Source organism: Priestia sp. TGN 0903 (assembly GCF_050846855.1).
Classification (GTDB): Bacteria; Bacillota; Bacilli; order Bacillales; family Bacillaceae_H; genus Priestia; species Priestia zanthoxyli.
Window position 1 is genome coordinate 702,163 of record NZ_JBOZGL010000001.1, and the last position, 24,705, is coordinate 726,867.

Annotated in this window: 32 protein-coding genes and 1 riboswitch; of the genes, 7 read left to right on the plus strand and 25 right to left on the minus strand. The window is 38.0% G+C overall.

Going from position 1 to position 24,705, the window contains the following annotated elements; genetic code table 11:
• The first annotated feature begins 207 nt into the window (after positions 1-207).
• Entirely contained in the window at positions 208-1,581 is a 1,374-nt protein-coding gene (locus tag ACRPLY_RS03640) for an MATE family efflux transporter (protein WP_028413627.1), read from the plus strand.
• 86 nt (positions 1,582-1,667) lie between these two features.
• Here ACRPLY_RS03640 and ACRPLY_RS03645 read toward each other — a convergent pair whose 3' ends face one another.
• Both ACRPLY_RS03645 and ACRPLY_RS03650 read right to left on the minus strand, forming a co-directional pair.
• On the minus strand, positions 1,668-1,946 hold the full coding sequence (locus tag ACRPLY_RS03645; protein ID WP_025752053.1) for an AbrB/MazE/SpoVT family DNA-binding domain-containing protein: 279 nt from the start codon (positions 1,944-1,946) through the stop codon (positions 1,668-1,670).
• 374 nt (positions 1,947-2,320) lie between these two features.
• A complete protein-coding gene (locus ACRPLY_RS03650; protein ID WP_013056721.1) occupies positions 2,321-2,701 on the minus strand; it encodes a helix-turn-helix transcriptional regulator in 381 nt (126 codons plus the stop codon).
• Between the two features lie 229 nt (positions 2,702-2,930).
• On the opposite strand from ACRPLY_RS03650, the gene ACRPLY_RS03655 reads away from it, so the two are divergent.
• Positions 2,931-3,365 (plus strand): Hsp20/alpha crystallin family protein, encoded by a 435-nt coding sequence (locus tag ACRPLY_RS03655; RefSeq protein ID WP_013082862.1) that lies wholly within the window; start codon positions 2,931-2,933, stop codon positions 3,363-3,365.
• A 42-nt stretch (positions 3,366-3,407) separates the two neighbouring features.
• Here ACRPLY_RS03655 and ACRPLY_RS03660 read toward each other — a convergent pair whose 3' ends face one another.
• Both ACRPLY_RS03660 and ACRPLY_RS03665 read right to left on the minus strand, forming a co-directional pair.
• Complete coding sequence (locus ACRPLY_RS03660) at positions 3,408-4,169, minus strand: anti-sigma factor (RefSeq protein ID WP_028413628.1); 762 nt, start codon at positions 4,167-4,169, stop codon at positions 3,408-3,410.
• Complete coding sequence (locus ACRPLY_RS03665) at positions 4,166-4,732, minus strand: RNA polymerase sigma factor (protein WP_028413629.1); 567 nt, start codon at positions 4,730-4,732, stop codon at positions 4,166-4,168. The genes ACRPLY_RS03660 and ACRPLY_RS03665 overlap by 4 nt, the downstream gene beginning before the upstream one ends.
• 149 nt (positions 4,733-4,881) lie before the next feature.
• On the opposite strand from ACRPLY_RS03665, the gene ACRPLY_RS03670 reads away from it, so the two are divergent.
• Positions 4,882-5,280: a thiol-disulfide oxidoreductase DCC family protein gene (locus ACRPLY_RS03670; RefSeq protein WP_028413630.1), complete on the plus strand. Its 399-nt coding sequence runs from the start codon at positions 4,882-4,884 to the stop codon at positions 5,278-5,280.
• A 159-nt stretch (positions 5,281-5,439) separates the two neighbouring features.
• Here the strand turns inward: ACRPLY_RS03670 and proC are convergent, their stop codons facing one another.
• The 4 genes from proC to ACRPLY_RS03690 are packed head-to-tail and all read right to left on the minus strand — an operon-like array spanning position 5,440 to position 8,214.
• Positions 5,440-6,243, minus strand: a complete 804-nt coding sequence (proC, locus tag ACRPLY_RS03675) for a pyrroline-5-carboxylate reductase (protein ID WP_028413631.1) — start codon at positions 6,241-6,243, stop codon at positions 5,440-5,442.
• A gap of 3 nt (positions 6,244-6,246) precedes the next feature.
• On the minus strand, positions 6,247-6,909 hold the full coding sequence (gene bshB2, locus ACRPLY_RS03680) for a bacillithiol biosynthesis deacetylase BshB2 (RefSeq protein ID WP_013056715.1): 663 nt from the start codon (positions 6,907-6,909) through the stop codon (positions 6,247-6,249).
• 23 nt (positions 6,910-6,932) lie between these two features.
• The gene (locus ACRPLY_RS03685) at positions 6,933-7,280 is read right to left on the minus strand and encodes a YojF family protein (RefSeq protein WP_013056714.1); all 348 of its coding nucleotides are present in this window, start codon (positions 7,278-7,280) and stop codon (positions 6,933-6,935) included.
• A 46-nt stretch (positions 7,281-7,326) separates the two neighbouring features.
• A complete protein-coding gene (locus tag ACRPLY_RS03690; protein ID WP_049164233.1) occupies positions 7,327-8,214 on the minus strand; it encodes a 5'-3' exonuclease in 888 nt (295 codons plus the stop codon).
• 243 nt (positions 8,215-8,457) lie between these two features.
• Here ACRPLY_RS03690 and ACRPLY_RS03695 point away from each other — a divergent pair, with 243 nt between their 5' ends.
• The gene (locus tag ACRPLY_RS03695; RefSeq protein ID WP_016763842.1) at positions 8,458-8,769 is read left to right on the plus strand and encodes a hypothetical protein; all 312 of its coding nucleotides are present in this window, start codon (positions 8,458-8,460) and stop codon (positions 8,767-8,769) included.
• A 50-nt stretch (positions 8,770-8,819) separates the two neighbouring features.
• On the opposite strand, the gene ACRPLY_RS03700 is transcribed toward ACRPLY_RS03695, so the two are convergent.
• Positions 8,820-9,620 carry a GIY-YIG nuclease family protein gene (locus ACRPLY_RS03700; RefSeq protein ID WP_154988945.1) on the minus strand — a complete coding sequence of 267 codons (801 nt, stop codon included), beginning with the start codon at positions 9,618-9,620 and terminating at the stop codon, positions 8,820-8,822.
• The gene (gene panE, locus ACRPLY_RS03705) at positions 9,620-10,549 is read right to left on the minus strand and encodes a 2-dehydropantoate 2-reductase (RefSeq protein WP_028413634.1); all 930 of its coding nucleotides are present in this window, start codon (positions 10,547-10,549) and stop codon (positions 9,620-9,622) included. The genes ACRPLY_RS03700 and panE overlap by 1 nt, the downstream gene beginning before the upstream one ends.
• Before the next feature lie 257 nt (positions 10,550-10,806).
• Here panE and ACRPLY_RS03710 point away from each other — a divergent pair, with 257 nt between their 5' ends.
• Complete coding sequence (locus ACRPLY_RS03710) at positions 10,807-11,727, plus strand: CobW family GTP-binding protein (protein ID WP_014460454.1); 921 nt, start codon at positions 10,807-10,809, stop codon at positions 11,725-11,727.
• A gap of 32 nt (positions 11,728-11,759) precedes the next feature.
• Here the strand turns inward: ACRPLY_RS03710 and ACRPLY_RS03715 are convergent, their stop codons facing one another.
• Positions 11,760-11,918 carry a hypothetical protein gene (locus ACRPLY_RS03715; RefSeq protein WP_013056708.1) on the minus strand — a complete coding sequence of 53 codons (159 nt, stop codon included), beginning with the start codon at positions 11,916-11,918 and terminating at the stop codon, positions 11,760-11,762.
• 294 nt (positions 11,919-12,212) lie between these two features.
• Here ACRPLY_RS03715 and ACRPLY_RS03720 point away from each other — a divergent pair, with 294 nt between their 5' ends.
• The gene (locus ACRPLY_RS03720) at positions 12,213-12,539 is read left to right on the plus strand and encodes a MerR family transcriptional regulator (protein ID WP_013082852.1); all 327 of its coding nucleotides are present in this window, start codon (positions 12,213-12,215) and stop codon (positions 12,537-12,539) included.
• Positions 12,540-12,630: 91 nt separating this feature from the next.
• Here the strand turns inward: ACRPLY_RS03720 and rarD are convergent, their stop codons facing one another.
• The 14 genes from rarD to ACRPLY_RS03790 all read right to left on the minus strand — a co-directional run bounded on the left by rarD (position 12,631) and on the right by ACRPLY_RS03790 (position 23,560).
• Positions 12,631-13,557: an EamA family transporter RarD gene (gene rarD / locus ACRPLY_RS03725; RefSeq protein WP_033578771.1), complete on the minus strand. Its 927-nt coding sequence runs from the start codon at positions 13,555-13,557 to the stop codon at positions 12,631-12,633.
• Between the two features lie 139 nt (positions 13,558-13,696).
• A complete protein-coding gene (locus tag ACRPLY_RS03730) occupies positions 13,697-14,266 on the minus strand; it encodes a cob(I)yrinic acid a,c-diamide adenosyltransferase (protein WP_028413636.1) in 570 nt (189 codons plus the stop codon).
• Positions 14,263-14,688, minus strand: coding sequence for a bifunctional adenosylcobinamide kinase/adenosylcobinamide-phosphate guanylyltransferase (locus ACRPLY_RS03735; RefSeq protein ID WP_033578770.1), 426 nt, complete (start codon positions 14,686-14,688; stop codon positions 14,263-14,265). Before ACRPLY_RS03735 ends, ACRPLY_RS03730 begins: the two co-directional genes overlap by 4 nt.
• Positions 14,640-15,254: a histidine phosphatase family protein gene (locus ACRPLY_RS03740; RefSeq protein ID WP_028413638.1), complete on the minus strand. Its 615-nt coding sequence runs from the start codon at positions 15,252-15,254 to the stop codon at positions 14,640-14,642. The genes ACRPLY_RS03735 and ACRPLY_RS03740 overlap by 49 nt, the downstream gene beginning before the upstream one ends.
• Positions 15,212-15,985: an adenosylcobinamide-GDP ribazoletransferase gene (gene cobS / locus ACRPLY_RS03745; RefSeq protein ID WP_028413639.1), complete on the minus strand. Its 774-nt coding sequence runs from the start codon at positions 15,983-15,985 to the stop codon at positions 15,212-15,214. Before cobS ends, ACRPLY_RS03740 begins: the two co-directional genes overlap by 43 nt.
• The gene (locus ACRPLY_RS03750; protein WP_028413640.1) at positions 15,982-16,542 is read right to left on the minus strand and encodes a bifunctional adenosylcobinamide kinase/adenosylcobinamide-phosphate guanylyltransferase; all 561 of its coding nucleotides are present in this window, start codon (positions 16,540-16,542) and stop codon (positions 15,982-15,984) included. The genes cobS and ACRPLY_RS03750 overlap by 4 nt, the downstream gene beginning before the upstream one ends.
• A complete protein-coding gene (cobD, locus tag ACRPLY_RS03755) occupies positions 16,539-17,618 on the minus strand; it encodes a threonine-phosphate decarboxylase CobD (RefSeq protein ID WP_165635889.1) in 1,080 nt (359 codons plus the stop codon). The genes ACRPLY_RS03750 and cobD overlap by 4 nt, the downstream gene beginning before the upstream one ends.
• A complete protein-coding gene (cbiB, locus tag ACRPLY_RS03760) occupies positions 17,593-18,579 on the minus strand; it encodes an adenosylcobinamide-phosphate synthase CbiB (RefSeq protein WP_033578767.1) in 987 nt (328 codons plus the stop codon). The genes cobD and cbiB overlap by 26 nt, the downstream gene beginning before the upstream one ends.
• A 4-nt stretch (positions 18,580-18,583) precedes the next feature.
• The gene (locus tag ACRPLY_RS03765; protein ID WP_048021298.1) at positions 18,584-19,192 is read right to left on the minus strand and encodes an adenosylcobinamide amidohydrolase; all 609 of its coding nucleotides are present in this window, start codon (positions 19,190-19,192) and stop codon (positions 18,584-18,586) included.
• Positions 19,193-19,280: 88 nt separating this feature from the next.
• Positions 19,281-20,240, minus strand: a complete 960-nt coding sequence (locus ACRPLY_RS03770; RefSeq protein ID WP_028413644.1) for an ABC transporter substrate-binding protein — start codon at positions 20,238-20,240, stop codon at positions 19,281-19,283.
• Between the two features lie 259 nt (positions 20,241-20,499).
• Positions 20,500-20,632: riboswitch (cobalamin riboswitch) on the minus strand.
• A gap of 90 nt (positions 20,633-20,722) precedes the next feature.
• A complete protein-coding gene (locus ACRPLY_RS03775) occupies positions 20,723-21,037 on the minus strand; it encodes a thioredoxin family protein (protein WP_013056696.1) in 315 nt (104 codons plus the stop codon).
• A 188-nt stretch (positions 21,038-21,225) separates the two neighbouring features.
• Positions 21,226-21,828, minus strand: coding sequence for a YpjP family protein (locus ACRPLY_RS03780; RefSeq protein WP_028413645.1), 603 nt, complete (start codon positions 21,826-21,828; stop codon positions 21,226-21,228).
• Between the two features lie 380 nt (positions 21,829-22,208).
• Positions 22,209-22,988, minus strand: coding sequence for a class I SAM-dependent methyltransferase (locus ACRPLY_RS03785; protein ID WP_367077385.1), 780 nt, complete (start codon positions 22,986-22,988; stop codon positions 22,209-22,211).
• A 134-nt stretch (positions 22,989-23,122) separates the two neighbouring features.
• Positions 23,123-23,560: a BrxA/BrxB family bacilliredoxin gene (locus tag ACRPLY_RS03790; RefSeq protein ID WP_013056693.1), complete on the minus strand. Its 438-nt coding sequence runs from the start codon at positions 23,558-23,560 to the stop codon at positions 23,123-23,125.
• Positions 23,561-23,800: 240 nt separating this feature from the next.
• On the opposite strand from ACRPLY_RS03790, the gene ACRPLY_RS03795 reads away from it, so the two are divergent.
• A complete protein-coding gene (locus ACRPLY_RS03795; RefSeq protein WP_028413647.1) occupies positions 23,801-24,685 on the plus strand; it encodes a polysaccharide deacetylase family protein in 885 nt (294 codons plus the stop codon).
• The last annotated feature ends 20 nt before the right edge of the window (positions 24,686-24,705 follow it).

A 24,705-nucleotide genomic window follows, 5' to 3' on the forward strand; every position in this document is an offset into this window, starting at 1 on the left:
ACGTTAAATGATAACTACTATACTTTCTATCATATCCCACCGCGTCTCAAAATTAAAATCATATACTACTTTACCTTTTACTTCCTTTCAAAGTGTGTTCTTTATGGATACATTCTTTGAATTTATTGTCAGAACTCTTAGCAAAAACAAGCCTTTGCGTGATATAATGCTTTTTGGTGTAAATGTTTTCAAATTGGGGGTTTTTTAATGCAACAAACGTTTTCAACGTCTCAAAAAGTTAAGCAGTTCGTTTTTATTTTATTTCCGATATTGGTCACCCAGTTTGGAATGTTTTCAATGACTTTCTTTGATACGATGATGTCAGGAAGAGTTAGTGCAGATGACTTGGCAGGGGTAGCAATTGGTTCGAGCTTATGGGTGCCTGTTTTTACAGGGCTAAGCGGAATTTTAATGTCTATTACACCAATTGTTGCACAGCTGGTGGGAGCTAATCAAAAGAAAAAAGTTCCGTTCTCAGTCATTCAAGGGCTTTATGTCTCCATTTTAATGGCCGCTGTTATCATTTTAATCGGCTTTTTTGTTGTTAGTCCTATCTTAAAAGGAATGAATTTAGAAGCAAACGTGATGCGCATTGCCAAACAGTATTTAATCGCTTTATCTTTTGGTATTATTCCGCTTTTTATTTATACGGTTTTACGAAACTTTATTGATGCTTTAGGGCAAACTCGTACGTCTATGCTGGTCACCATTTTAGGGCTTCCGATTAATGTGGCTTTAAACTATGTATTAATCTTCGGTAAGCTGGGCTTCCCTCACTTGGGTGGCGTAGGCTCTGGTTATGCAACGGCCATCACATATTGGTGCATACTTGTCATATCGATTTTAATTATTCATAAAAAAGAGCCTTTTTCTAGCTTCGGTTTATTTAAAAAATTTCACCGTATCTCATTTTCTGCCTGGAAAGAAATATTAAAAATTGGTTTACCTATCGGTTTTTCCGTATTTTTCGAAACAAGTATTTTTTCAGCTGTCACGCTGTTTATGAGCTCATATAATACCATTACAATCGCTTCTCACCAAGCAGCTATTAATTTTGCCTCATTTCTCTATATGATTCCACTGAGTATTTCGATGGCTTTAACAATCGTTGTAGGATTTGAAGCGGGTGCTAAACGGAATCAAGATGCACGAAGCTATAGCAGAATTGGTATAACAATTGCTGTTGGCATGGCTTTTGTTTGCGCAGGTCTTTTATTTACTCTTCGAGAATCCGTAGCATCTTTATATACAAAAGATGCAGAGGTACTGGCATTAACTTCTCACTTTTTGATTTATGCAATTTTCTTTCAGCTTTCTGATGCTCTTCAAGCTCCTATTCAAGGTGCGCTGCGAGGATATAAGGACGTAAATGTAACCTTTTTAATGTCCTTGGTATCTTATTGGGTAATTGGTCTACCTTTAGGCATTGTGTTAGCAAAATACACCGATTTGCAGGCGTTTGGCTATTGGGTTGGACTAATTGCTGGGCTCGCTGCAGGAGCAACAGGACTTGCGTATCGTTTGATAAAAATACAAAAAAAACAGCTGCTAGAGGAGGATAAATCTTCTCGAACGGCTTAAACCAAAAAAGAACGTTCTCAAAAGAACGTTCTTTTTTGGTTTAAAGATGGATGGATATTCTTCCTTATACTAAGACCTAAAACTTCTTATTTATTTAAGGTACGCTCTAACTCTTGTAAAAGCTGTTCCGCACCTTTTTTACTTAACACAACGTTTCCATTACCAAAGGTTAAGTTTTCACGCGTAATTTCCCCAGTTACTAAGCAAGCACCATACGGGCTATACTTTTGTAAAATAATAATATCTTCATCAACATATATTTCTACTGGATCACCTGTGTTGATATTTAAAATACGGCGCAATTCAATAGGAATTACTACGCGACCCAATTCATCTACTTTTCTTACAATTCCTGTAGACTTCATAAAATCCATTCCTTTCATAGTAAACAAATAATATCTTCTCGATACAAATCTAGTCAAATTCGTCAGAGTTGCTAAAACCAAAATGCTTGAATGATGGTCTGATAACGGTTTATAAGTTCTTAAAATATGGCAAATAACGTATTAAATAGATTTATATACACTTTGTATCATATCAATTCGTACACTATTTATGAATAGTGCATAATCTTTAAAATCGAATTCATCCATATATGTTAAAAGTGTGTATTTTATCCATAATATAACTATATATCCATCTTTTACACTACTTTGTACCCATTTTATAACTTTTATTCCGACATAAGACGACAAAATCAGCTATAGAAAAAACGTGTCTTTTCTAACTAAAGACACGTTCATTTGGACCCGAAGTTGTCACGAATAGCTTTTTGAATCATAGCTTCACACCGCTCCAGCTCTACTTTTAATTGTTTTTTATATAATTTAGCTTTCTCTTCTCCCTCATTTGTAAATGTATAATAAACCACTTCTTGAAGCTTCATTCCTTCTTTTTTACGCTTCACCTGTTTGAGGACACCGTCTTCAATCAAGTCATGAAGAGCTTTGTATACCTCAGAATGATTAGGTTTGAATCCAAAAGGTCGAAATTCATCTCTCAACACATCTAATAACCGAAGGCCATACAGACGCTCTTGCTCCGTCATTGTAATCATATATAATTTTAAGAAAGCACGTTGTTTTAATAGAAAACCACTGGATGTACGCTTTTCTCTCATCTCAACTTCCCCCTTCACATACTTGCTTTCATTTAGAATAATAGAAAGCTCTATACGTAATTATACTTTTTTTATTCTACATAATCCTTCTTTTTCACTCAAAATCTCTTTTTTTCCTCACATTTTTTCACTTATTTACGCATTTTTCTCATTCTTTGTAAGCAGGCATTGAATTTTCTTTTTTTCATATATATAGAAGGAATTTACGTGAATATAAGGAGGGGTTCCTTTGAGTAAAAAATATGAAGAGATTGATTGGGGTTCAATTCAGCATAAGGTAGAAGATATGCTTGGAAATCACTTTTGGAGCGATTTAAATCACATCTTGCCAAAGCGATTTCCAAACGTCGATTTATATGAAACCGATAAAGAAGGCATTATCGTCGTTGAAGTTCCTGGACTACATTCCACTAACGACATTCAAATTAAGTTGGACGCAAATATATTAACAGTTGAAGGGAACGTTCCTTACGCTTATGAAGCATCTAAACAAAAGCTAAAGCTGAACGAACGCCATACAGGCGTATTTTCTCGCACGGTCAAACTTCCTTTTCACTACACGGACGAACCAGTTCGCGCTAAGTACAAAAATGGTTTATTGGAAATTCGACTGAATAAGATAGAAAATGATCAAACCATTGCTATACAGTTTGAAGATGATTAACTGCACGTAACAAAAACCCTTCTGCTAGCAGAAGGGTTTTTGTTAGAGCGCTGAACTTAACACAACGTTTCCTTTTGGCGTCTTATTATTCGCGTTCGGTTCTAAAGTAATGGCCATAACATCCCACTTTTCACTCTGTTCTTTTTGGCTCATCGTATAGACCACTGTCCCATTTCCATTTTTATCTGTTACAAAAGCACCTGCCGGGTGAGGCTTATCACCTTTTATGAGCCATACCTGATAGACTTCATTCCCTTTTACATTTTTCAAGTTATTCGCTTGAATGACCACATTTAAATTTCCACCTTTTTTCGTCAGAGATGCTGTTGCTTCACCAGAAACATTCGGCTCTGCCTGCAGCTTCATCGTTTTCTCAGATGTAAGAGGTTCATTTTGAGGAGCAACCGAAACATTTGGTTCTTGTTTGCCTTTGTCTCCATCTTTCAACAGAAAGTAGCTGTTTCCTACAAGGGATAAAATAAGTGCCGCAGCTAATCCAATAATGACGGATTTTTTATTTGATTTCTTAGACGCAGCATATTGTTTTTCATTTTTTAAAGCTATTGATTCTCTCTTTGTCTCACCTTGATCTTCTTCGAATACATTTGCAAGTATTCGCTGTTTCATTTCTGGAGGAGGAGATTGCTCTGGTGTCAAATACGTTAGATCTCCAAGAACTTCCTCCAGTTCTTTTAGTTCATCCTGACAGCTTTGACAGTTTTTTAAGTGCATTTCAAACTCTTTTTTCTCATGGGAAGTCAACTGATCATTATAGTAATCAATTAGTTTATCGCACATACTCATGAATCAGCTCTCCCTTCTGCATCGGTACCTAAATATGTTTTTAATTTCCGCAACGCTAATCGCACCCTACCCTTTACTGTTCCTAATGGGATTTGCTGCTCTTCTGCTACTTTTTGCTGCGTTAATCCCTTAAAATAAACGGATTGAATAATCTTTTTTTGGTCTTCAGACAATTTTGATACAGCGTGCCGTACTCTCTGCTGTTCTTCTTTCCACTGAAGGTGCTCGTCAATCTGAGGATGATCATCTTCAATAAAATCAAAAATTTCTTCTGAGAAAATAGGATCGTTTTTTCTTTTTCTCACCATATCAATCGCGGTGTTTCTTGTAATCGTAAACAGCCATGATGAAAACTTCCCTTTTTCATCGCTGTAAACTCCCTTTCCTCTCCACAGCTTAATAAATACTTCTTGAACAGCTTCTTCAGCAATATCAGAGCTATTTGTTAACCGGTATACAAACGAATAAAGAATTCGCTCGTACTTGTCATACAGCAGTTCAAGGGCTTTTTTGTCTTGTTCTTTTATTCTATTGTATAAGACAACGTCGTTTTGCTCTTTCATACCCTTCTCCTTTAACTCTTATGAGTCCTTATTATATAATCGAATTACCTTTGCATTTGGATCACTTTCACATCTTTTAAACGTACCTTTATTTTTCAAAAATGACAAGTAATTATACTTTTTTTATGGAATAGGAGCGAAATTGTCCAATGAAACATTTGATTCTTTTTGACGGCATATGTAATTTATGTAACAGCAGTGTTCAATTTATTATTAAACATGATGAACAAGCTTTGTTTTCTTTCGCCTCTCTTCAATCAGATTTCGGAAAGCAGCAGCTCGCCTCTCACGGCTTACTTCCTGAGCAATTAGACAGCATTGTATATATCCATGGAAAACAAAGATATATAAAATCAACGGCTGCTTTAAAAATCGCCAAGCGCTTAGATGGACCCGTTAAATTTTTATATGCACTTATTATCATTCCTGCGCCTATTCGAGATATCGTATACAACTGGATCGCTCGCAACCGATATAAGTGGTTTGGCAAACAGCAGCACTGCATGCTCCCAACTTCTGATACAAAAAAGCGATTTGTCGATGACTAAAAAAGCTCGGCACATAGAGAAAAAACGATTCCAAAGAGGCATATTTTTATGTTAAGAAAGTCTATTCATAAAAAAATCCGAACTGATTCAACATTCTAATGAAAGAATGCTGAACTATAGTTCGGATTTTTTATCTAACATATGGTTGTATGAGCTTTTTTAGCTTCCACCCATTGCTTTTTTATTCGTTGCTTCAATTGCCTGCTTCATTGTTAAGAAAAAGTCTTGTTCTTTCATCACTTTTAATCCTTCGGCAGTAGCGCCGCCTGGAGTTGTTACTTGCTCTCTTAAAGACGCAGGATCTTTGGTTTCATGCAGCATTTGTACAGAGCCATACATCATTTGAATAACTAAATCTTTGGCTGTTTTTTCGTCCACACCGTAAGCAGTCGTTGCATCAATTAACGATTCTGCAAAATAATATAAAAACGCAGGTGCACTGCCAGTTACAGCCGTTAGCTCATGTACTTCTTTTTCTGAACACTCATGCGCTTCACCAATTCCTTTTAAAATCATTTGAAGCACTTCTTTATGCTCTTTTGTTGCAGAAGTTCCAAGTGTATACAGGGACATCGATTGCCCAATCATAGCAGCTGTATTTGGCATAATCCAAGCGACAGGCGTTTCCTGAGGAAGGTGGTTTTCTAAATAACTCGGACCAATTCCTGCAGCTAACGTTACAACAAATTGCTGATTTAAATGAGTCGAAAGTTCCTTGAGAACGGAAGGATGCGCCTCGGGAGGCATCGCTAAAATAATAACGTCCGAATTGTCAACTTCCTGGCGCCAATTTTGCGTCGTTTGTACGCCGTACGTTTTTTCAACTCGCTGTAACCGACCGATATCTCCGTTGTTTGACATCACCACTGCCTCAATACTATCAGCGCTGCTCGTAACCAAGCCAGCCGCTACGGCTTCAGCCATTCGTCCTGCTCCAATAAATAAAATTCGCTGTTTTTTCATCTGTTACTCCCAGTTATATGTCCAGAATTCTTCTCTTGTTAATAGACGTTCCATTTGCGGATAGTCAGATAAGCGATCGAAGTCAATTGCGTTCATCATTCCTTCTGTTTGAGAACGATGGGCTTTTAACGCTTCAATTTTTTTATCTTTCATCGCTGTTACATCAAAAATAACATCTGGTTCTCCAATATGTTCAATACGATCTTTTGAAAACGCATGACACCAAACAACCGGACGCTTTTCTTTTGGCATACGTTTTACCGCTTGGATCGTAGCTGCTCCCGTGGCATTGTGATCAGGGTGTACTGCAAAGCCAGGGTAATGCGTTAAAATGTGAGTCGGCTTTACATCGTTAATAATTTCTTCAATTTTATCTGCAAAAACATCAATATCAAGAAATTCTAGCGTTTTATCACGAAGCCCTAGCATACGCAAGTCTTGAATGTCTAAAACGTTTGCTAAATCTAAAAGTTCTTTTTTTCGGATTTGAGGTAGAGTTTCACGGTTAGCAAACAGCGGTCTACCCATGTTTCGTCCCATTTCACCTAGCGTAACACAAGCATATGTAACGGGCGTTCCTTTTTGTCTAGCTTGCGTGATCATTCCTGCTGCTCCATATGCTTCATCGTCAGGATGCGGAAATACAATTAATAATCTTTCTTCCATGTTCTATTCTCCTCTCTTTTCTGTTATGAAAACGGATGTTCACTTAATTGAAGGGCAACTGCTAAACGACCTTCAAAGTCATGCCCTGCTAAAAGAAGTCTGCCTTCTTCATCAATTTCCCAATCTGTTAATCCCTCTGCATAAATCCATCCTAAATCAATTTGAAGACCTACACGATAAGGACCTTCTCCAGTTATCTTTCCGTTTGAAATAGTGACTTTACCATTGCGAATAAAAGCCCCAACTGTCATTACTTTTTCATTTACGTGTGAAGCATATGCACCGTTTGTCGTTTCAAGGTGTACATATACGTCTTTATTTAAAAATGTTTGTATTTTTTTTTGAACTGTTTCTTTATGAATTGGTTGCACGCTTGTTACTCCTTTCTCATGTTCATAAATTGTATTGTACTAAAAATCAGGAGCGAATCCTAATGTTTAGTTCTAGACTTTGAATTTCTTTATTCCATCGTTCATAATCATACATAAATGTTAATTCTTCCCAATTTAACATACTGATTTCTTGAATGTCTATAATAATCTCAGCGAGTTCACGGCTAAGCATACCTAGTTCTTTTCCTTCTGCTAGCTTTTTTTTGTAACGATTAAAAGCTGGATCTAATTGTTCAATTTGTGCATAAATTTCATGGATAGAGCCATATTGTTGAATAAGAGGCAGTGCGGCTTTTTCTCCTACACCTGGAACGCCCGGAATATTATCAGATTTGTCACCAAGCAATGCTTTTACGTCCACCCATTGACGAGGATGAATATTATATTCTTCTTGAAAGTGCTTAAAGCCATAAACAAGATCGCCAACCTGCTTTTTAGCAATAATTTGCGAAATATGTTGATCTAGGAGCTGAAGCAAGTCTCGGTCGTTGCTATAGATGTACCCTGGACTTTGCTTTTCCTTACTCCACTTGCTTGCAAGTGCTCCAATTAAATCATCTGCTTCATAAGAAGACAATGACATTTGATAAATGCCTACTGTATCAAAAAATTGCTTTAACGTTTCGTACTGCTGAATCAGCGGATCAGGCAGCTCTGCTCTTGTTTGCTTATATAAAGCGTATGTATCTTTACGTTTTGTATCCTCGCGTTTAACATCCCAAGCGACGAAAATATGGCTTGGCTCATATTGGTGAATCAATGTATGCATTTTTTGAATCGTTACTCTCAGGGCATTCGTAAATTGGCCCTTACTGTTTCTTGTCAACGCTGCTTCATCTCTTCCATAAGAAGTAGCAAAATAACAGCGGCTTAATAAATTAAATCCATCAATTACTAATAGTGTTTCGTTCACATAGTCACGTCCTTTGAAAACTTTGCTCCTTTAGCTTTTAGAGCAAACATACTATAGCACTTGTTCTTTGCACGCGTCAATGAAGTACACAAAGCTCAAAACCCGCCCATTTTTTTCTCTCAATGTAAATGTAGTATAAAGATGTTAAATTGTTGTTATGATTTATTCGTTTGACTTTTAGAACTTTTGACTATCCTATAAAATGAGGATGAAAGATCAATCCTACAAATGAAGGTGAAAAAAGTGAATAAAAACACGATGATTAAAACATTAAAAGTTATATCTGTTGTGTCGCTTCTCGCTTTGTTATTTATCATTGCTTATGATCGTTCCATGTCTACATCCATGATTATTTTGTTCAGTTCGCTCATTTTCTTTGTATTTGTACTTAGCGACTTTTTTTTCGATCGCAAGCCGTGGGGATTAAAAGGCCTTCAATTATATATATCACTGATGTTATTCATCATTGCCATTTTTGAAATGCATCAAGTTGTCAGTTCACTTTGCGTTATTTCCATTATGGCTCTACCAAAAGTTATTGACGAATTAGCTTAAGCGCGAATGATAAATGATAAAATCCATGATCACAATGATCATGGATTTTATTACGTTTTGAGTAATTTTTCAGAGATGCGAAGAGCTTCTTCTATGCCAAATTTACGCACTAAACTGATGGCTTCCTTTATTTCTCTCTTTTTCAAATCATGAGTCGGATTTAAATTTAACAACACTTGAATAACAACTAAATCCCGCATCGTAAACATCATATTCTTTTTCATATCTCGCTGAAATGTATACTGTTCTTTTAAGAGCCGGTCACTTATTGCTAACACTTTCGACTCCGGAAGATGTAGCTGCGCTCCTGCTTCTTGACAAGACCACAATTTTTTCACTCGATCTTCAGCATTCATATTTGCGACTCGTGCATATGTAATATCGCTGTTTTCTTGGCGAATCTCTATCTCTTTTAACGTTGGCTTTAGCACCGTTTTCCGCTTAGAGACTTTTTTCTTGTCAACTCCTGTATCCCTGAGGACTCTGCCGTGAACGGTGTAAATGTCGTATTCATTTTCTCTTTTTACATCTTGTTTATTGTATTTTGGAAAATAACCATTTACAAGCATCGTTCTCAACATATCTAATTCTTTTTTTAATCCATGAACTTCAATATATCCAACCGCATGAATTTCTTTGTGGAATTTTTTTGTATTGCTAACACCTTTTCCTGCAACGTGAGCTCTTACTCTTTCTGATAGAGAGCCCGTCGTGGTTCCGATATACAAAAGCCTGCCGGGTTCATCAAAGAAAAAATAAATGCCAGGAGCGGAAGGCAATTGTCCCATTTCTGCTGTACTTAGCAGCTTTTGCAATACTTGCATGACTGCTAAATCAATTTTTGCTGTCATTATTTTTGATAACCTTTTAACATTTCTTCATATACTTTTAGATGCGTATGTACAGTTTGAAGAAGCGGTACGTGTATAGACGATTTTTCAGCTAACTTCAGCAAATATCCTTGAAGGTGGTCTCCTTCAATTTGAGAGCTTTTTTCCATGTCGCGCTGCATCGATGACTTCATGTCATACGTCATTTTGTCCATCGTATTCATATGCTGTTCAATGATTCCTTCGGCTAATGGTGCATCGTAGGCCATCATAATATTTTCCACTTCTTTAAAAAGTTCTTGCACAAATTGACGCCCGCCTTTTGCTGCTAAAACTGGTCCAACAGGTGCGCGCATAAGAGTAGTCATGCCTGACATAACCGTAATAAACAAATACTTATGCCACATATCCTGTTCAATATATGAACTTTTCACAAACGAAGCTTTTGTACCACTGAACGCTTGCTCAATCAGTTGTAATCGTTCTGTGTCCTTCTGCTTAAATTCACCAAATACAAGTCTGTGAGCAGGACTCGTCTGGACGACCTCTCCATCTTGGTTTAAAGTAGTTTCAATAAAGCACAGCCCTCCAATGACTTTCTCTTCCCCAAAAGCTTCCTGCAATGGAGCGACATGAGCCATACCGTTTAACAAAGGTATTACAACGGTCTGATTCCCTACAAAAGGACGGACATCTTCAATTGCTTGTGTAAGATGATAAGCCTTCGTTGTGAACAAAATAACATCATAAGGTCCTTTTACCTCAGATTTTGTAATAGCTTGTACAGGTGAAGTGAAGTCACCGTGTGCACTTTTAATCACAAGTCCGTTTTGTTCCAGCTCTTTTTTTCTGCGTTCTCTGACAAGGAAAGTAACATCTTCTCCTTTTTCCACAAGCCTGCCTCCAAAATAACCGCCAACGCCGCCTGCGCCTAAAACTAATATTCGCATAACTTTTGCTCCCCTTTTCTTTTTCTTTTTCTTTTATTGTAGCACAGCTAGTTTGAAATTTTATAATATTCTTATTTCATTGTATTTTGAGTTTTCTACAAAAGATAGCCATAGCGCTTTTAAAGTTGTTATAATGAATACAAAAAAGCATAAAAATTTACGTTTAGACATTTATCCCCTCTTGGATATACGATTTACCAACCCGTAATCGGAAAAATTCCGATTTAAATAATGTTATTTACATAGGAGAGACTGAAATGAAAACAGAAATCTACATTTTATCTGGATTTTTAGGAAGCGGAAAAACAACGTTGCTTAAACAGCTGCTTCAGCAAGAAAAAGATCGTAATCGCAATATTGCTGTTGTGATGAATGAGCTTGGCCAAGTTTCGATTGACTCAAATGAAGTAGAAGAAGACACGCCGTTAAAAGAATTGCTAAATGGCTGCGTGTGCTGTACGATTCAAGGTCAATTTGAAACGCAGCTTCATTCACTTTTACAGGAGAACACATTGGATGCTATCTATATAGAAACAACGGGAGTTGCCCATCCCATTGAAGTATTAGATGCTTGTATGTCTCCTCTTTTTGCGCATCAAGTTACGATTAAAAGTATTATCACCACACTGGATGCGACAAGATGGAAAGAACGTGGTTCCTTAAGCATTCAACTTCAAAAACTTCTTCAAGAACAAGTAAAACATGGGGATGTAATTTTATTAAATAAAACGGACATGCTGTCTGAGTCAGAAAAGTCTTCCCTGCTTTTTGAGATTCAATCCATTAACGCTAGTGCAAGGACATTATTAACGACATTTTCCCGCGTGAAGCTTGATGTGATTCAAAAAGCTCAGCTGTCTCAAAAACAGCCGCACCATAAGGCTCATGTTGAAGATCATCTTCATTTGAAAACATTTGTATATGAGTTTACAAAAAAAGTGGATCTTGAATTATTTGAAAATTGGCTGCGCCAAATGCCAGATACCATTTATCGCATTAAAGGCTACATGCGCTTCACTCATTCGAATGATACGTATTCGTTTCAATATTCATACGGCATGCCTCTATATATGAAAGAAATGATGAAGCTGCCCACCACTCTTGTCTTTATAGGTGAAAACCTCGATCACGCTAAGATGAAACAAGAATTATTTAATCTTGAACAGCAATCTCATTAAAAATCCCGCTCTAGGCGGGATTTTTTTATTACTTATAAACAGGCATTTTGTACTCTGCGCAAAATTTCATATGCACGATTTCCGGCTAACTCTGTCAATTCTTCAAATTTTTCATCTCTTTTCAAATCGAGTTCAATAATTTCTTTTGCCAGCTCAATAATCTCTTCTTTTTTCAATTGTTGCACAGCCATGTAAAACGCCCTTCCCTTTTAGAATTTATGTATATTCTCACATTTATTTTCTATTCATCATTTTGAAAGCAAGTGATTAACCACAAGGCTTTATCCTGTATGGTTAACCACTTGGGATCGAGTTAATCATTAGTTTATAGGACTCTTTTCCCTATTTCATTATTTATGTCACTTTTTCTCACATAGTAATTCAAAAATATAACATATATATGTTAGAATGTATTACATGTTATAATTTTTTGTATTTTTTTCCTTTATAATAACATACTACTACGTACTCAGGGGTGAGGGAGATTGTCTACGAATGAAGCGTCATATCGAGATAAAAAAGTCATGTCTATTGGGATTGTAAAAGAATTAACCGGTTTATCAGAAAGACAAATTCGCTACTATGAGAAAAGAAGCCTGCTCTTTCCGGACCGAACCAATACGGGTATCCGGAAATATTCGTTTTCAGACGTCGAACGATTAATGGATATTGCCGATCGTATAGAAGAAGGAGTTCAAACGAGTGAAATACGCACAGAACTGGCTAAAAAAGATGAAGCGAGAAAAATGAAAGAAGTAAAAAACCAAATGCTTCAAGGTCAGTTGAACGCTCATTTCAAGCGGAAGCTATAAAGTATACATACGGTGACTTTTCCGTCTCCGTTTTTATTTCTTTACAGCAGACAAAAAAGCGCATATCTAAAGATATCCGCTTTTTTGTCCGTTAAGCTGAACGCCCTTTAAAGAATTTCGGCTGATGAGAGCTCATGAACTTAGTTTTAGATAAAATGAACATAACCGACCCGCCCCAAATGAACAAAAAGGCAATCATTTCCACGCTAGAAAACGGTTCGTGATACACGAATACCCCTAATAAAAGCGTCATGGTAGGAGCAATGTACTGCAAAAAACCGACCATCGATAGCGGAATAAGCGGGGCTCCTTTAGCGAAATACAATAGTGGCATAGCTGTAGCAACACCGCCTCCAATTAAAAGAGCACTCACATCAAGCGACTGAAGGGAAAAACTTGAAGATCCTTTCACTAAAAGAAAAATAAAATAAATAACTGCAATAGGTGCAACCATCATCGTTTCAATCGTTAATCCTACTTTTGCTTCTAACTGAATAGTCTTTTTTACAAGACCGTACAAACCAAAGCTAAACGCTAAGCTTAATGATACCCATGGGATATGTCCGTATGTAACTGTCATAACGATAACACCTATAGCAGCCAATCCAACAGAAGCACCTTGCCAAAAATTAAGCTTCTCTTTTAAAACGACTATGCCAAGCAAAATACTAACGAGCGGATTGATGTAGTAACCTAAACTTGTTTCAATAATATGATTATGGTTAACCGCCCAAATGTAAACGAACCAGTTGATGCTGATTAGCACTGAAGCCACAAATAAAATGACCGCTTGTTTCGTATTACGAAATAATAAACCAAGCGTCTTCTTTAAAGAACTCATTTGCTTTGTCACAAGCAAAAGTAAAAGCATAAAAACAAATGACCATATAACGCGGTGAGCGAGTATTTCATTCGCATTCACCTCGCCAAGAAGCTTCCAGTAAAGCGGAAAAAGCCCCCACATAACGTAAGCGCTGGCTGTATAAACAATACCTGCTCGTTTAGAATCTTGATTCATTTCTCAACCTCTTTTCTTTATCTCTCTGTCTCTTATCATTATAGATGCATTTACCTCTTTTTTATAGCTTTATTTTGCCTATCGAAATAGCTCAAAAAAAAAAAAAACGATCGCTTTTAGCTCGACCGTTTTTTATACATTATTTTTTAGGTTGTTTAAATACTTTGGCACTGCGAATATACTCTACGTCTTGTACATTTTCTCGCGCGTTAGCGATTCGAGCCGCAGCAAAGAAATAATCGGATAAACGATTTAAATACTGAAGCACCGCCACATTAATTTTATGCTCACGCTGCACGCCAACAACAAGCCGTTCTGCGCGGCGTGTAATCGTCCGACAAATATGAAGCGTTGTCGCTGCAGGTGTGCCTCCAGGTAAAATAAAACGCTCAATGGCCGGCGCTTCTGACATATAGACATCAATGCGCTTTTCAAGTACTGCTATCATGTCATTCGTTACTTTGTACGGATGATCATCTTTTGCAAATGCTAAATCACTTCCACAGTCAAAAAGCTCATGCTGAATCGTAATTAGCTCTTCTTTTACATCTTTTAATGTTGCTTCATCCAGCTGATAAATCGCTTGACCTACAAAGCCATTTAGCTCATCAATCGTCCCGTATGCTTCCACTCGAATATCATCTTTATTTACTCTTCCTCCAATCAAGCTTGTCTGCCCTTTGTCCCCTGTTTTTGTGTAAATGTTCATTGTATTTCCTCCTTCAATCGATTAGCAATTCCGTACCAAATGTGATCTACTTTCTGGGCATGTGCCGCCAAATGCTGATACGCATACCCGCATTCATCTCTCCACTGCCGCTCTATTGGATCTAAAGGAACAATGCCTTTGCCGACTTCAGTTCCAATCACTATTAACTGTTCCCATACACCGCTGTCTCTCCACTTCTGTATGACCTTTTTAACAACAAGATGCGGAGCCTCCAGCTCGCTATGTATTAATTCCTTAACATAGTGCTCAAATCCTTCTAGCACAATGTAACTTTCTTCAAACTCAATGGCCGGTAAAACGGGGTCTTCATACAAACAATGCCATTTTATCGACTCACTGGCATACTGCTGCTTCACCCATTTTCTTTTGCCGGTAAATGCACCGCCGAATACGAAATGCATGCTCTTCTCTCCTTTGCCTGTTTGTATGTGCACGTTACTGAAAAACCTTCTCCATAAGAAAAAGAAACATCCCAAAGCGACGCTGTCTGTTTAAAATGGGACGCAAGTAAACGCAGTGGTCCGCCGTGTGAAACAATAGCAATGTGACGCAATTGCTGACTAGCCGCCAAATCGACCGCTTCTTCCCAAGCTTCCCAAACTCGGTTTGAAAACCCTGAGAAGCTTTCACCATTCGGAGGCGTATGTTCTGCCCAGTGATCGATCCAATTTCTATATGCCCGTATGTTTTTTAAATCTTCATACGTCTTCTCTTCCCAATCTCCAAAATGCAGCTCACGCCAACTTTCCCTTTTAATCACCTGAGATTTAGGAAAAACAATTGAACTTGTTTCTAGCGCTCTTTTTAAGTCACTGGAAATAACGAGCTCCGGCTCTAGAGAAAGCTCTTTTAATTCATTTTTCCCTTCTATACTTAAAGGCGGATCACTCCACCCTATATATTTTTTTTGTTGATTTTCAAGCGTCATGCCATGGCGAATACATGTGATAACCAAAGAATTATCCATAAAAACGTTTCTCCTCCTTCAATGGTTGCACCTATAACATCTCCTGTTACGCCACCAAACTGCGAACGATAAAACCGTATCCAGAGCCATAAAAAACCGGCAAAGAAAAAGATAATGAATTTATTGTCTATAAAAACAATGAAAATAGCAACTAAGAATAGGCTCATGACGATAAATGCATAAATAGACCATTTGGTGACTCCTTTTTGAAAATAAGCAGCAAGCCCCGTATCTTTAGCGGGCTTATCTCTCATAACTAAGAAAGCGGCTCCGATTCTTGGAAGTGTAAAGACGGTTATACATGCCCAAACCGATAAAGAAGAAAGAGACGTTAATTCATAGATTGCACTAAAGCGCAGCAGAAGCAGAACAATAAGAGAAAGAATAGCAAAAGACCCAACGTGCGGATCGCTTAAAATCTGCAGTTTCTTTTCCTTTGACTGATGGGAAAAATACGCATCACTTACATCCATCCACCCGTCTACATGAAGACCACCCGTTAAAACAAGCGGCAAAAGCAAAACTAAAATACTGCTAACAATAGCAGTGATAGGTGAATAGTGAAGCAGCTGTAAAAAGCTATAAAACATTAAACCTAGTAATATGCCAATCCAAGGCAGAACAAAAAGTGAGCGTGCCGTTCTTTTTTCAGTCCATTGAACGGTTTTAGCCAGTGGTAAGATCGTAAAAAACTGAAGAGAGATTCGTAGTATGGCTATCCATTCTTTCATTTGCTTACACATTCCTTTCCTTTTTTAAAACGGGAAAGTCCCGCTTCTACACAAATAGCCACATCTGCTTTTTCTACAATATACTGATGTAATTTCCCTAACATATGCATATAGCTATATGTCGGCTCCTCTAACACGCCCGCTTCAAACAGTTCATTAGATACTAGCACGACCGTCTGAGACTGCGCAAACAGCTTATCGAGCGCTTCTATCATCTGACGAAAAACCTCTTGTTTACCTTCTTTTGTTTGCCACCTTTTTTCGGTTAAAAAAAGCTCATTGGCAAGCCAGTTTGTGACACAGTCCAAGAGTATAGTATCATCACTTCGAAGGTTTGGAAGAATTTGTTGTAAATCTACAGACTGCTCGATCGTTGCCCAAGGCGTGTTCGCCGCTTGACGTTCTGTTTGATGAAGCTGGATACGTTTTTGCATTTCACTATCTGTTTGCCGGCTTGTGGCAATATAAACAGCGCGCTTTGTACAAAAAGTTTGAACCATGTTCTCCGCTGCACGTGATTTGCCGCTTCGAACCCCTCCGCTAATAAAGATGATCATATTTCATCGAGTCCTTGTTTGATTACGTTAAGTAAATAGTCATTTTCTTCTTTCGTTTTCACAGCCAAACGGATATAGCGTCCATTTAAAAATGGGAAGTTTTCAGTATGCCGAGCTACCACACCGCGGCTTGCTAAATAGATAAGCCAGTCGCGCGTTTTAATAGAAGACGGAACGCTGCAAAGATAATAGTTTGTTTGAGACGGAGAAACCAAAAGCCCCCATTCTTCTAGTTGACTCAAGATCCGTTTTCGTTCTTGTTTAATATAATGTACGGTTTTTTTCACAAAATCTTTTTCATCTACACATATCATCCCTACTTGCTGCGATAATCCGTTTACACTCCAAGGAGGTTGTTTTTTAGACATCTTGCTAATAATTTTTTCATTTGCCAAAATATAGCCAAGGCGAAGCCCCGCAATATTAAACATCTTTGTCATCGAACGCACAACAATGAGATGTTCATAGTTTAGAATAAGAGAATCAAATGAAGGCTGATGTTCGACAAAATCAATAAATGCTTCATCAATTATTAAGTATGTACCATGATGAGCAGCAGCTTTTACTACTTTCATCCATTCCTGGTGACTATACATAACGCCCGTTGGATTATTTGGGTGACAAATCCATAGTACTTTTATATCCGGAAGAATACTCATAATCAACTCTATATCCCAGCTCCAGCCATTTTCTTCAGCTAAAGGAACGTATGTCACTTCACATCCATACGCTTTACTTGCCTGTTCGTATTCGACAAACGTCGGCTGTACAATCCCCGCTTTCTCTCCTGAAAATAAAGAAGCAATAAGGAAAAAAGCTTCAGCGGCCCCATTTGTGGGCAGCACTTGGGCAGCGGAAACATGATGATGAGCTGCAAGTTTATTTTTTAGTTCTGTTACTTCAGGATCAGGGTAACTAAACGCAGCTTCCTTGAATTCGTTCCACTTTTCGTGAAGAACAAGGGGAGCCCCTAAAGGATTTGTGTTTACGCTAAAGTCTTTTAGATGCGACAAATTCTCGGCCCCTATTGCTTTTAAAAAGACATTGGGGTTAGCTCCATGTGTAGGTAATAGCACTAATAACTCCTCCTAACAAAAGATAGAATAACCACGTAGCATAGACCGTCCTTTTCATAATGAAAACAGCTTGTTCAATATGACCGGCTTGCAGGGGAATGAGTGGTTCGCCCATTTTTGCACGATTAGATTCTATGCCTTTATATGTATTAAGCCCGCCGAGTTGAATACCTAAAAGGGCAGCCACTGCACTTTCCCCGTATCCGCTATTTGGACTTGGATGCTTCTTAGCATCGCGCTTAATCAAACTCGTTACATGCCAAAGAGAATATTGGCTTTTTGCTACATTAACAGCGGTCATCACCACTGCAGTTAACCGACTTGGAATATAGTTTAATACGTCATCGGTTTTTGCACTAAAATAGCCGAACAGAAAGTAGCGGTCATTTTTATACCCAACCATTGAATCGCATGTGTTAATAGCTCGGTAAAAAAAGGCTAGGGCTCCTCCTCCTATAAATGCATAAAAAAGCGGAGCTGTAATACCATCACTTGTATTTTCAGCCACGGTCTCTACCGTCGCTCTGGCAATTTCTCCTTCTGATAAACGATCCGTATCTCGTCCCACAATCATGCTTACTTCATATCTAGCTTTCTCCATATCTCCTAGCTGAAGCGGCTTTTGCACCTTATAAGCAGCTTCGCTTAAGGAACGAGTGGATATAGTAGTCGCAATCATTACGCCCTCTACTAAAACACCTAGTATAAAATGAACTCCGTACAAAGCATGAAGGAATAAAAAAGGAATAACTCCTGCGAGCACCACCATACTTATCACAAGAAGCAATCCTTTGAATCGTTTTCCTGCGCCTTTATTTAACCTGGAATCCATCCAATAAATCCACTTGCCAAACCAGCGAACGGGATGCGGCCAATTTTCTGGGTCGCCTATGATTCGGTCAATGAGTAGAGCAATCGTCATGGCTGTCAGGTGTGCAATCATCGCTTGTGCAATACTCATTTCTTCACCTCTTTTCCTTAAGTGCCTGCTCTAAGCTTATTTTTACCAGCTTGGCTACCGCTTGACCTAAAGCGGTCATAGAGCCTGCATATTCATATAATGGTCCTTGCTGAGACGCTGCAACTGAGATACTGTCCGTAGATGTTCCCGTAGCAATCGTCTTTGTAGCTGGATCTATGACACCCAGCTGTGACAGCGTTTTTGTTTTGGCTTCTGTAGCGGCAATAAAAAGCTGTAAAAACGCCGCATCCGTAAGCGTGCCTTCCACGAAAAAAAACATATTAATTGTACCGGGAGAAGAATAAAATGGAACAGCTTCGTCAGCTGTAATATCCACTGCGTTTCCTACTCCAGCCGTTATCACGGAAGCTACTCTTACTCCGTAGCCTTCATAACAGTAAACCGCTCTTTCTTTTAACCAAACCGCTGTCATCAACCCTACGATTTGCTCATGGCGCACATTTTCTTTCATCAAATATTGCTCATACTCTAAAGAAGGAGTATCTGAATAATAGTCTTTATGAACAAATCGATTGTAAAAGGTGTCCGTTTCCATGATGCCTGTTCCTAAAACGCCTGAGCTGTATGTTTTATAAGAAGTCTCGGTTTTCATGATTAAAAGCTCAGGCCGTTCTTCAATTTTAAGATGTGAAAAGGGACCAATCCCCTTTTCAATTCGAACTGGAATATGGTCCCTCTTTTTATTTATTGTACACCTCAGGGTATACTGCTTTTGCTAAGTCCTCTAAGCCATCTACAATACGAGGTCCTAAGCGGTTGATTTTGTTTTGATCAACCTTTTCGATGTTCCCCTCTTTTACAGCAGTCATGCTGCTCCAAGCGGGACGCTTCATAATCTCATTTTTGTCTGCATCATACGTTGCGATAATAACGTCAGGGTTTAACTTAACAACTTGCTCTTCAGAAAACTTAACCCAACCCTTTTCACTAGCCGCTACGTTATCAGCACCGATCATAGTAAGCATTTCGTTCATGAACGTACCTTTTCCTGTTGTATAAATCTCAGGAGCTCCCGATACCTCTATCCATACTTTTTTACGATCTTCTTTTGAAATCGTTTTTGCTTTTTTCTCAATTGAAGCTACTTTTTCTTTCATGTCTTTAATTGTTTGATTAGCTTCTTTTGTTTTACCCGTTAATTTACCAATTTGCGTAATAGAATCATAAACCGTATCAAACGTTGTTGAATCTTTTACAACAAATACCGGAATACCCGCACTTTCAATTTGTTTAAATACTTCATCTGAAACGCCCATACTTGAAGCGTGTGCCAGCACTAAATCAGGATTTAAAGCAATAACTTTTTCTGCATTAACGTTCATATCTCCCACCTGCGCTTTTTTCTTTACGCTTTTAGGATAATCATCGTTGCTTGTGACACCGACTAATTCTTTTTCAAGGCCAAGGGCATATACAATCTCCGTATTACTTGGCATTAATGAAACAATTTTCTTAGGCTGTTTTTTCAACGTAATTTCTTTATCACGCGCGTCTTTTACCTTCACTGGAAACGCAGCTTGTGACGTTTGTTCTGTATCTTGCTTCGTTTTTTTATCACTGTTGCTTTGGCTGCCTGCACCGCATGCAGCAAGTACGATGACTAACAGCGCAATAATGGAATACGAAAGCCATTTTTTCATCTAAATACTCCCCCTATATATTGTTCATTGTGAATACGAAACCTCCACGTTAAAGAAAAAGCAAATGATCATGCAAAAAGCAGCGCTATCCCGTTTTTTCCGCTTTGACTATGTATACTGCTCGGCAGCAGCTTCAAAATAAAAAAGCTTTACTTTCAATTGAAAGCAAAGCAGGTAACGTCAAGATAAGCAGGAAAAGAATCCGTTCACTATACTTGATATGTATGTTCATTACCCTGCTTCACCCTTCCTCGAAGGTTTCACAGCTAACAATAAGGCAGGTCTCCTGACTTACGCACAAAGCGCTTACAGTGGCGGGACCGCGCTGGTTTTTCACCAGACTTCCCTTTTCACTCAATCTTTAAATTGAGACCTTATTGCTTTACGATTATTCACTTGTCCTAGTATACCCCACTCATCGAAAAATGGAAATAGCCATTCTCACAAAAAAAGCTGCGAGAATGCTCTCGCAGCTTAGGGAATTAAAGAGTTGCTAAAAATTCACGGACCGCTTCAGGCGTTTTAGCATTTGCACTGTGCAGGTGCGCAATTTTTTCACCGTTTTTATATACAAGAAGAGAAGGAATACCCATTACATTGTTTTCAGCAGAAAGTTCTTCAAACTCATCCTTGTCAATTTTAAACCATGCTTTATCTGTATTTTCGTCAACGATTTCATCAATAAACATATCCAAACGTTTGCAATCAGGACACCACGTTGTCGTAAAAATCCCAACGCTTAGTGTTTCATTCTTAATTTGTTCGCGAAATTGTTTTTCTTCCGTAAATTGTTTCATTGTGTTACCTCCAGCGTCTATTCGTTCCTTCCTACAATTCTATAGTAAGAAGTCTGACTTCATTATAAACGATTTTTTTATCGTTGTGCTAATGTTTCAGCTTATTTAGACCATAACGGTTTTAGACGTAAAAAAATGCTAGCTTAAAAAAGCTAACATTTCGAAATTGTAGAATGTTGTGTCTATTATCAGCTGAACCACTTAGGCGGCATGTTTCGGTTCCAATAAATTTTCCCTAAATCATAATGCTTTTGAAAATTATCTGCGGCCGCATGATAGTGAAAATTAAACCAGTATCCATCTTTTGGAGGATTTTCACGCCGTACATGAAACCGTATTAAGTCCTGACCGGTTTCCCGGTCATATACATGGAAAATCTTTTCACCGTAGCCAGCAGCAGGGTGCTCGCTTATCTCGAGATTCTGAATTGACTGTTCACGTTCAGTGCCAATGTCGGTCAGCACTTCTTCAATTTTAGGTAACACTGCTTGACGAAATTCATCTTCAATGACAGGACCAATTTTTGTTCCGAATTTTTCCACTGACTGTTTTTCAGCTGATTCCATTGCATACGTAACAAATGATGAAACGTCTTCATATTTTGGTTCTTCATATGGCAAATGAATATCTTCTATAACAGCTGTGACAGGAGTTGTTTCTCTTACATACCCTGCTTTATGTTGCTTGTCCGCTTTTGCATCATCAACGTATAAATATTCTGGTGGAGTGACAAGCCCAAATGTAAATACTGTAATAAATACAATTAGCATTCTTTTTATCCATCTAGGCATTCGTATCTTTCCTTTCTCATCTTTTCCCATATGGTCTTTTCATATTGTAAAATTCATTATCATAACTCACTAGGTATTGTAACATACTTATTAATTTTTTACCTATATTTGCTTATTCATTTATGCTGTCTACGGGCATTTGACGACTTTTCAGTTACCACCTTCCTTCTTCTGTTTGAGGTTGTCACACCGAGCGGAAACCTATACAAGATATTCCTTTTTTGCTGGATGCTTAAACACAAAAGTATTTTTATGTTCAAAAATATATCATACTTTTATGAACTTTAGATGAAATTCATAAAAAAAACTTCCAAAACTTTTTAATTCCTAAAAGGTTTTGGAAGTCTTTTCAATAAGCGTAATTAATTTTACTTTTTTGGTTATTTTTGTATATCAATTGTCCCGTAATGAAATTTTGATGTTTTTCGTTTTTGCACAGTAAATCCATGCTCTTTAAAACGACTGCTTTTCCAATGATCTTTTAGCATGACCTTTTGTTTGGCTACTCTTTTTGCTTCTTGTATAGCCATTGGCGTCAGCGTGGTATACAGTGCTATTGCTTTAATACCGTTAATTCCATTCGATTCCTCAATTTGTTCTTGAAACATAGGATCAAAGTAGACAACATCAAAAGAATTATCTTCACAACACGCCAAAAACGATTCAAAATTTTGATGAACCACGTTTATACGCTTCATTGCATCATTCAACTCTTGTACGTCACTTTCCCAATTTAAAAGTCCTTGTTTGACTAAATAAGCTACATAGCGGTTGCCTTCTAGTCCGACAACTTTCCCGCTTTTCCCTACCGCTGCGCTCGCCATCATACTATCCGATGCAAGACCAAGTGTACAGTCAAGCACGCTCATTCCTTTTTCTAAACCAGCAGCTTCAATAAACGGATCACGTTCTCCCCGCAGCCATCTCTTCACTCTAAACATAGCGGAGTTTGGATGAAAAAAAATAGGTTCCTCTTCATTTTGGACGTGCAACTCTACTCTATTTTTACCGACAACCAGCACGTCTGCAGCTTCAAGATTTTGAAGATCTGCAACAGATTTCTTCTCTCTTGTTACAAAAGGTATACTTAAATCAGCGGCTACTTGTTTGGCTTTTACAATCATCTGTTCATTTGTTCGACCAGCAGTCGTAACAATCACTTTCATAACTCCCCCTACACTGTTTGGCTATTTACATAAAGAAAAAGGATGCCGATAGACATCCTTTTTCTTATAAAGTATATGCGATTTTTCTCTAAAAATCTATATACTAGATGTGACAAAAGCAGGACATTTTATGAACAGTGCTGCTTAAAGCCATTTAAAATGTTTTCAAAAATAACTTCTAACGGCTGACCTTCAATTTCATGTCGAGGAATAAAATGAACAACTTCTTTTCCTTTTAAAAGTGCCATAGACGGTGATGAAGGCTCAATGTCCCCAAAATATTCACGCATTTTAGCTGTTGCTTCCTTATCTTGACCGGCAAAAACAGTTACCACTTGATCTGGTTTTTGCTCAGACTGTAAGTACGCTTGCGTTGCTGCAGGACGTGCTAAACCAGCAGCGCATCCACAAACTGAATTAACGACAACAAAAGTTGTTCCTTCTACGTTTTCCATAAAATCAACTACGGCTTCCTCTGTTGTTAATTCTTCATAACCAGCTTGAGTTAATTCTTGACGCATTGGTTTAACTAACTGACGCATATATTCTTCATATGCCATTGACATATTAACATTCCTCCTAACAATCATTCACGCTAAAAGCATACTATAAAAACCAGGAAAAATCTAGCTACTCACTCTTCAAATCCTTATCGCTGTCCCGTTCTCCTTTTTCATTTGACAAAAAAGATTAAAACCGGGTCATATCATCTAATTTTTTTCCATAAAAATGTCGATTTTTACTATTAATATTCCATTTTTTGTACTATAGTAGTAAATAGTAGTTTAGTAGAAAGGATTTTCAAATTGAACCAGCGATTTAAACCGAACAAACGATTTAAGCCAAACAAACGATTTTATGCATTTTTGTCTTTAGTGTTAGTGATCGTCGCTTCTTTATTTTTTATTACAGAAGCCAAAGGAAGTGAATCCGCTGCATCTCAGCAAGTCTTAGCATCTACTGCATTGCCGCTGAAAGAAGCTGCATCTTCAGCACAACCTGAGAAGCTGCTTAATACACTTCACCATAATATGTATGTAGGAAATACCGTGAACGATCAAAATCAAGCTCTTACACAGCCTGTTTACCTTACGTTTGACGATGGTCCAACGCCTGATACCCTTCACATTTTAGATGCTTTGCGTCAATATAACGTAAAAGCAACTTTCTTTATGTTAAAGTATCAAATTGACGCTCACCCTGAAATTGCTAAAAAAGTAGCACAGGAAGGACATGCCATCGGCTGTCACGGCGTCTCTCATGATATTCATGTCATGTATAGTGAAGACGGCGCTGCGTTAAAAGAAATGCAGGAGTGTCAAGCGACAGTTAAGAAAGTAACCGGTGTTGACAGTAAGTTAATCCGCGTTCCTTACGGCAGCGTTCCTTATTTAAAAGAGCCGCACCGTACAGAGTTGCTAAGCCACTTTAAATTATGGGACTGGAATGTAGACAGTGAAGACTGGGCACTTCGTTCTGCACCTAGAATTATTCAGGGCCTTGAACCTCATATTCAAGGGGTTAACTCCAACGGAAGAACACCCGTCATTTTATTTCATGACAAATCCTTTACGGCACAGTCTCTGCCGACTATTTTGACTTACTTAAAACAGTCCGGTTATCAGCCTATTAAAATTGATAACACGATGCAGCCTATGCAGTTTCCAACTCCCGCTGCAAAACAGTCATAAAAAAAGATCATTCAAGTGAA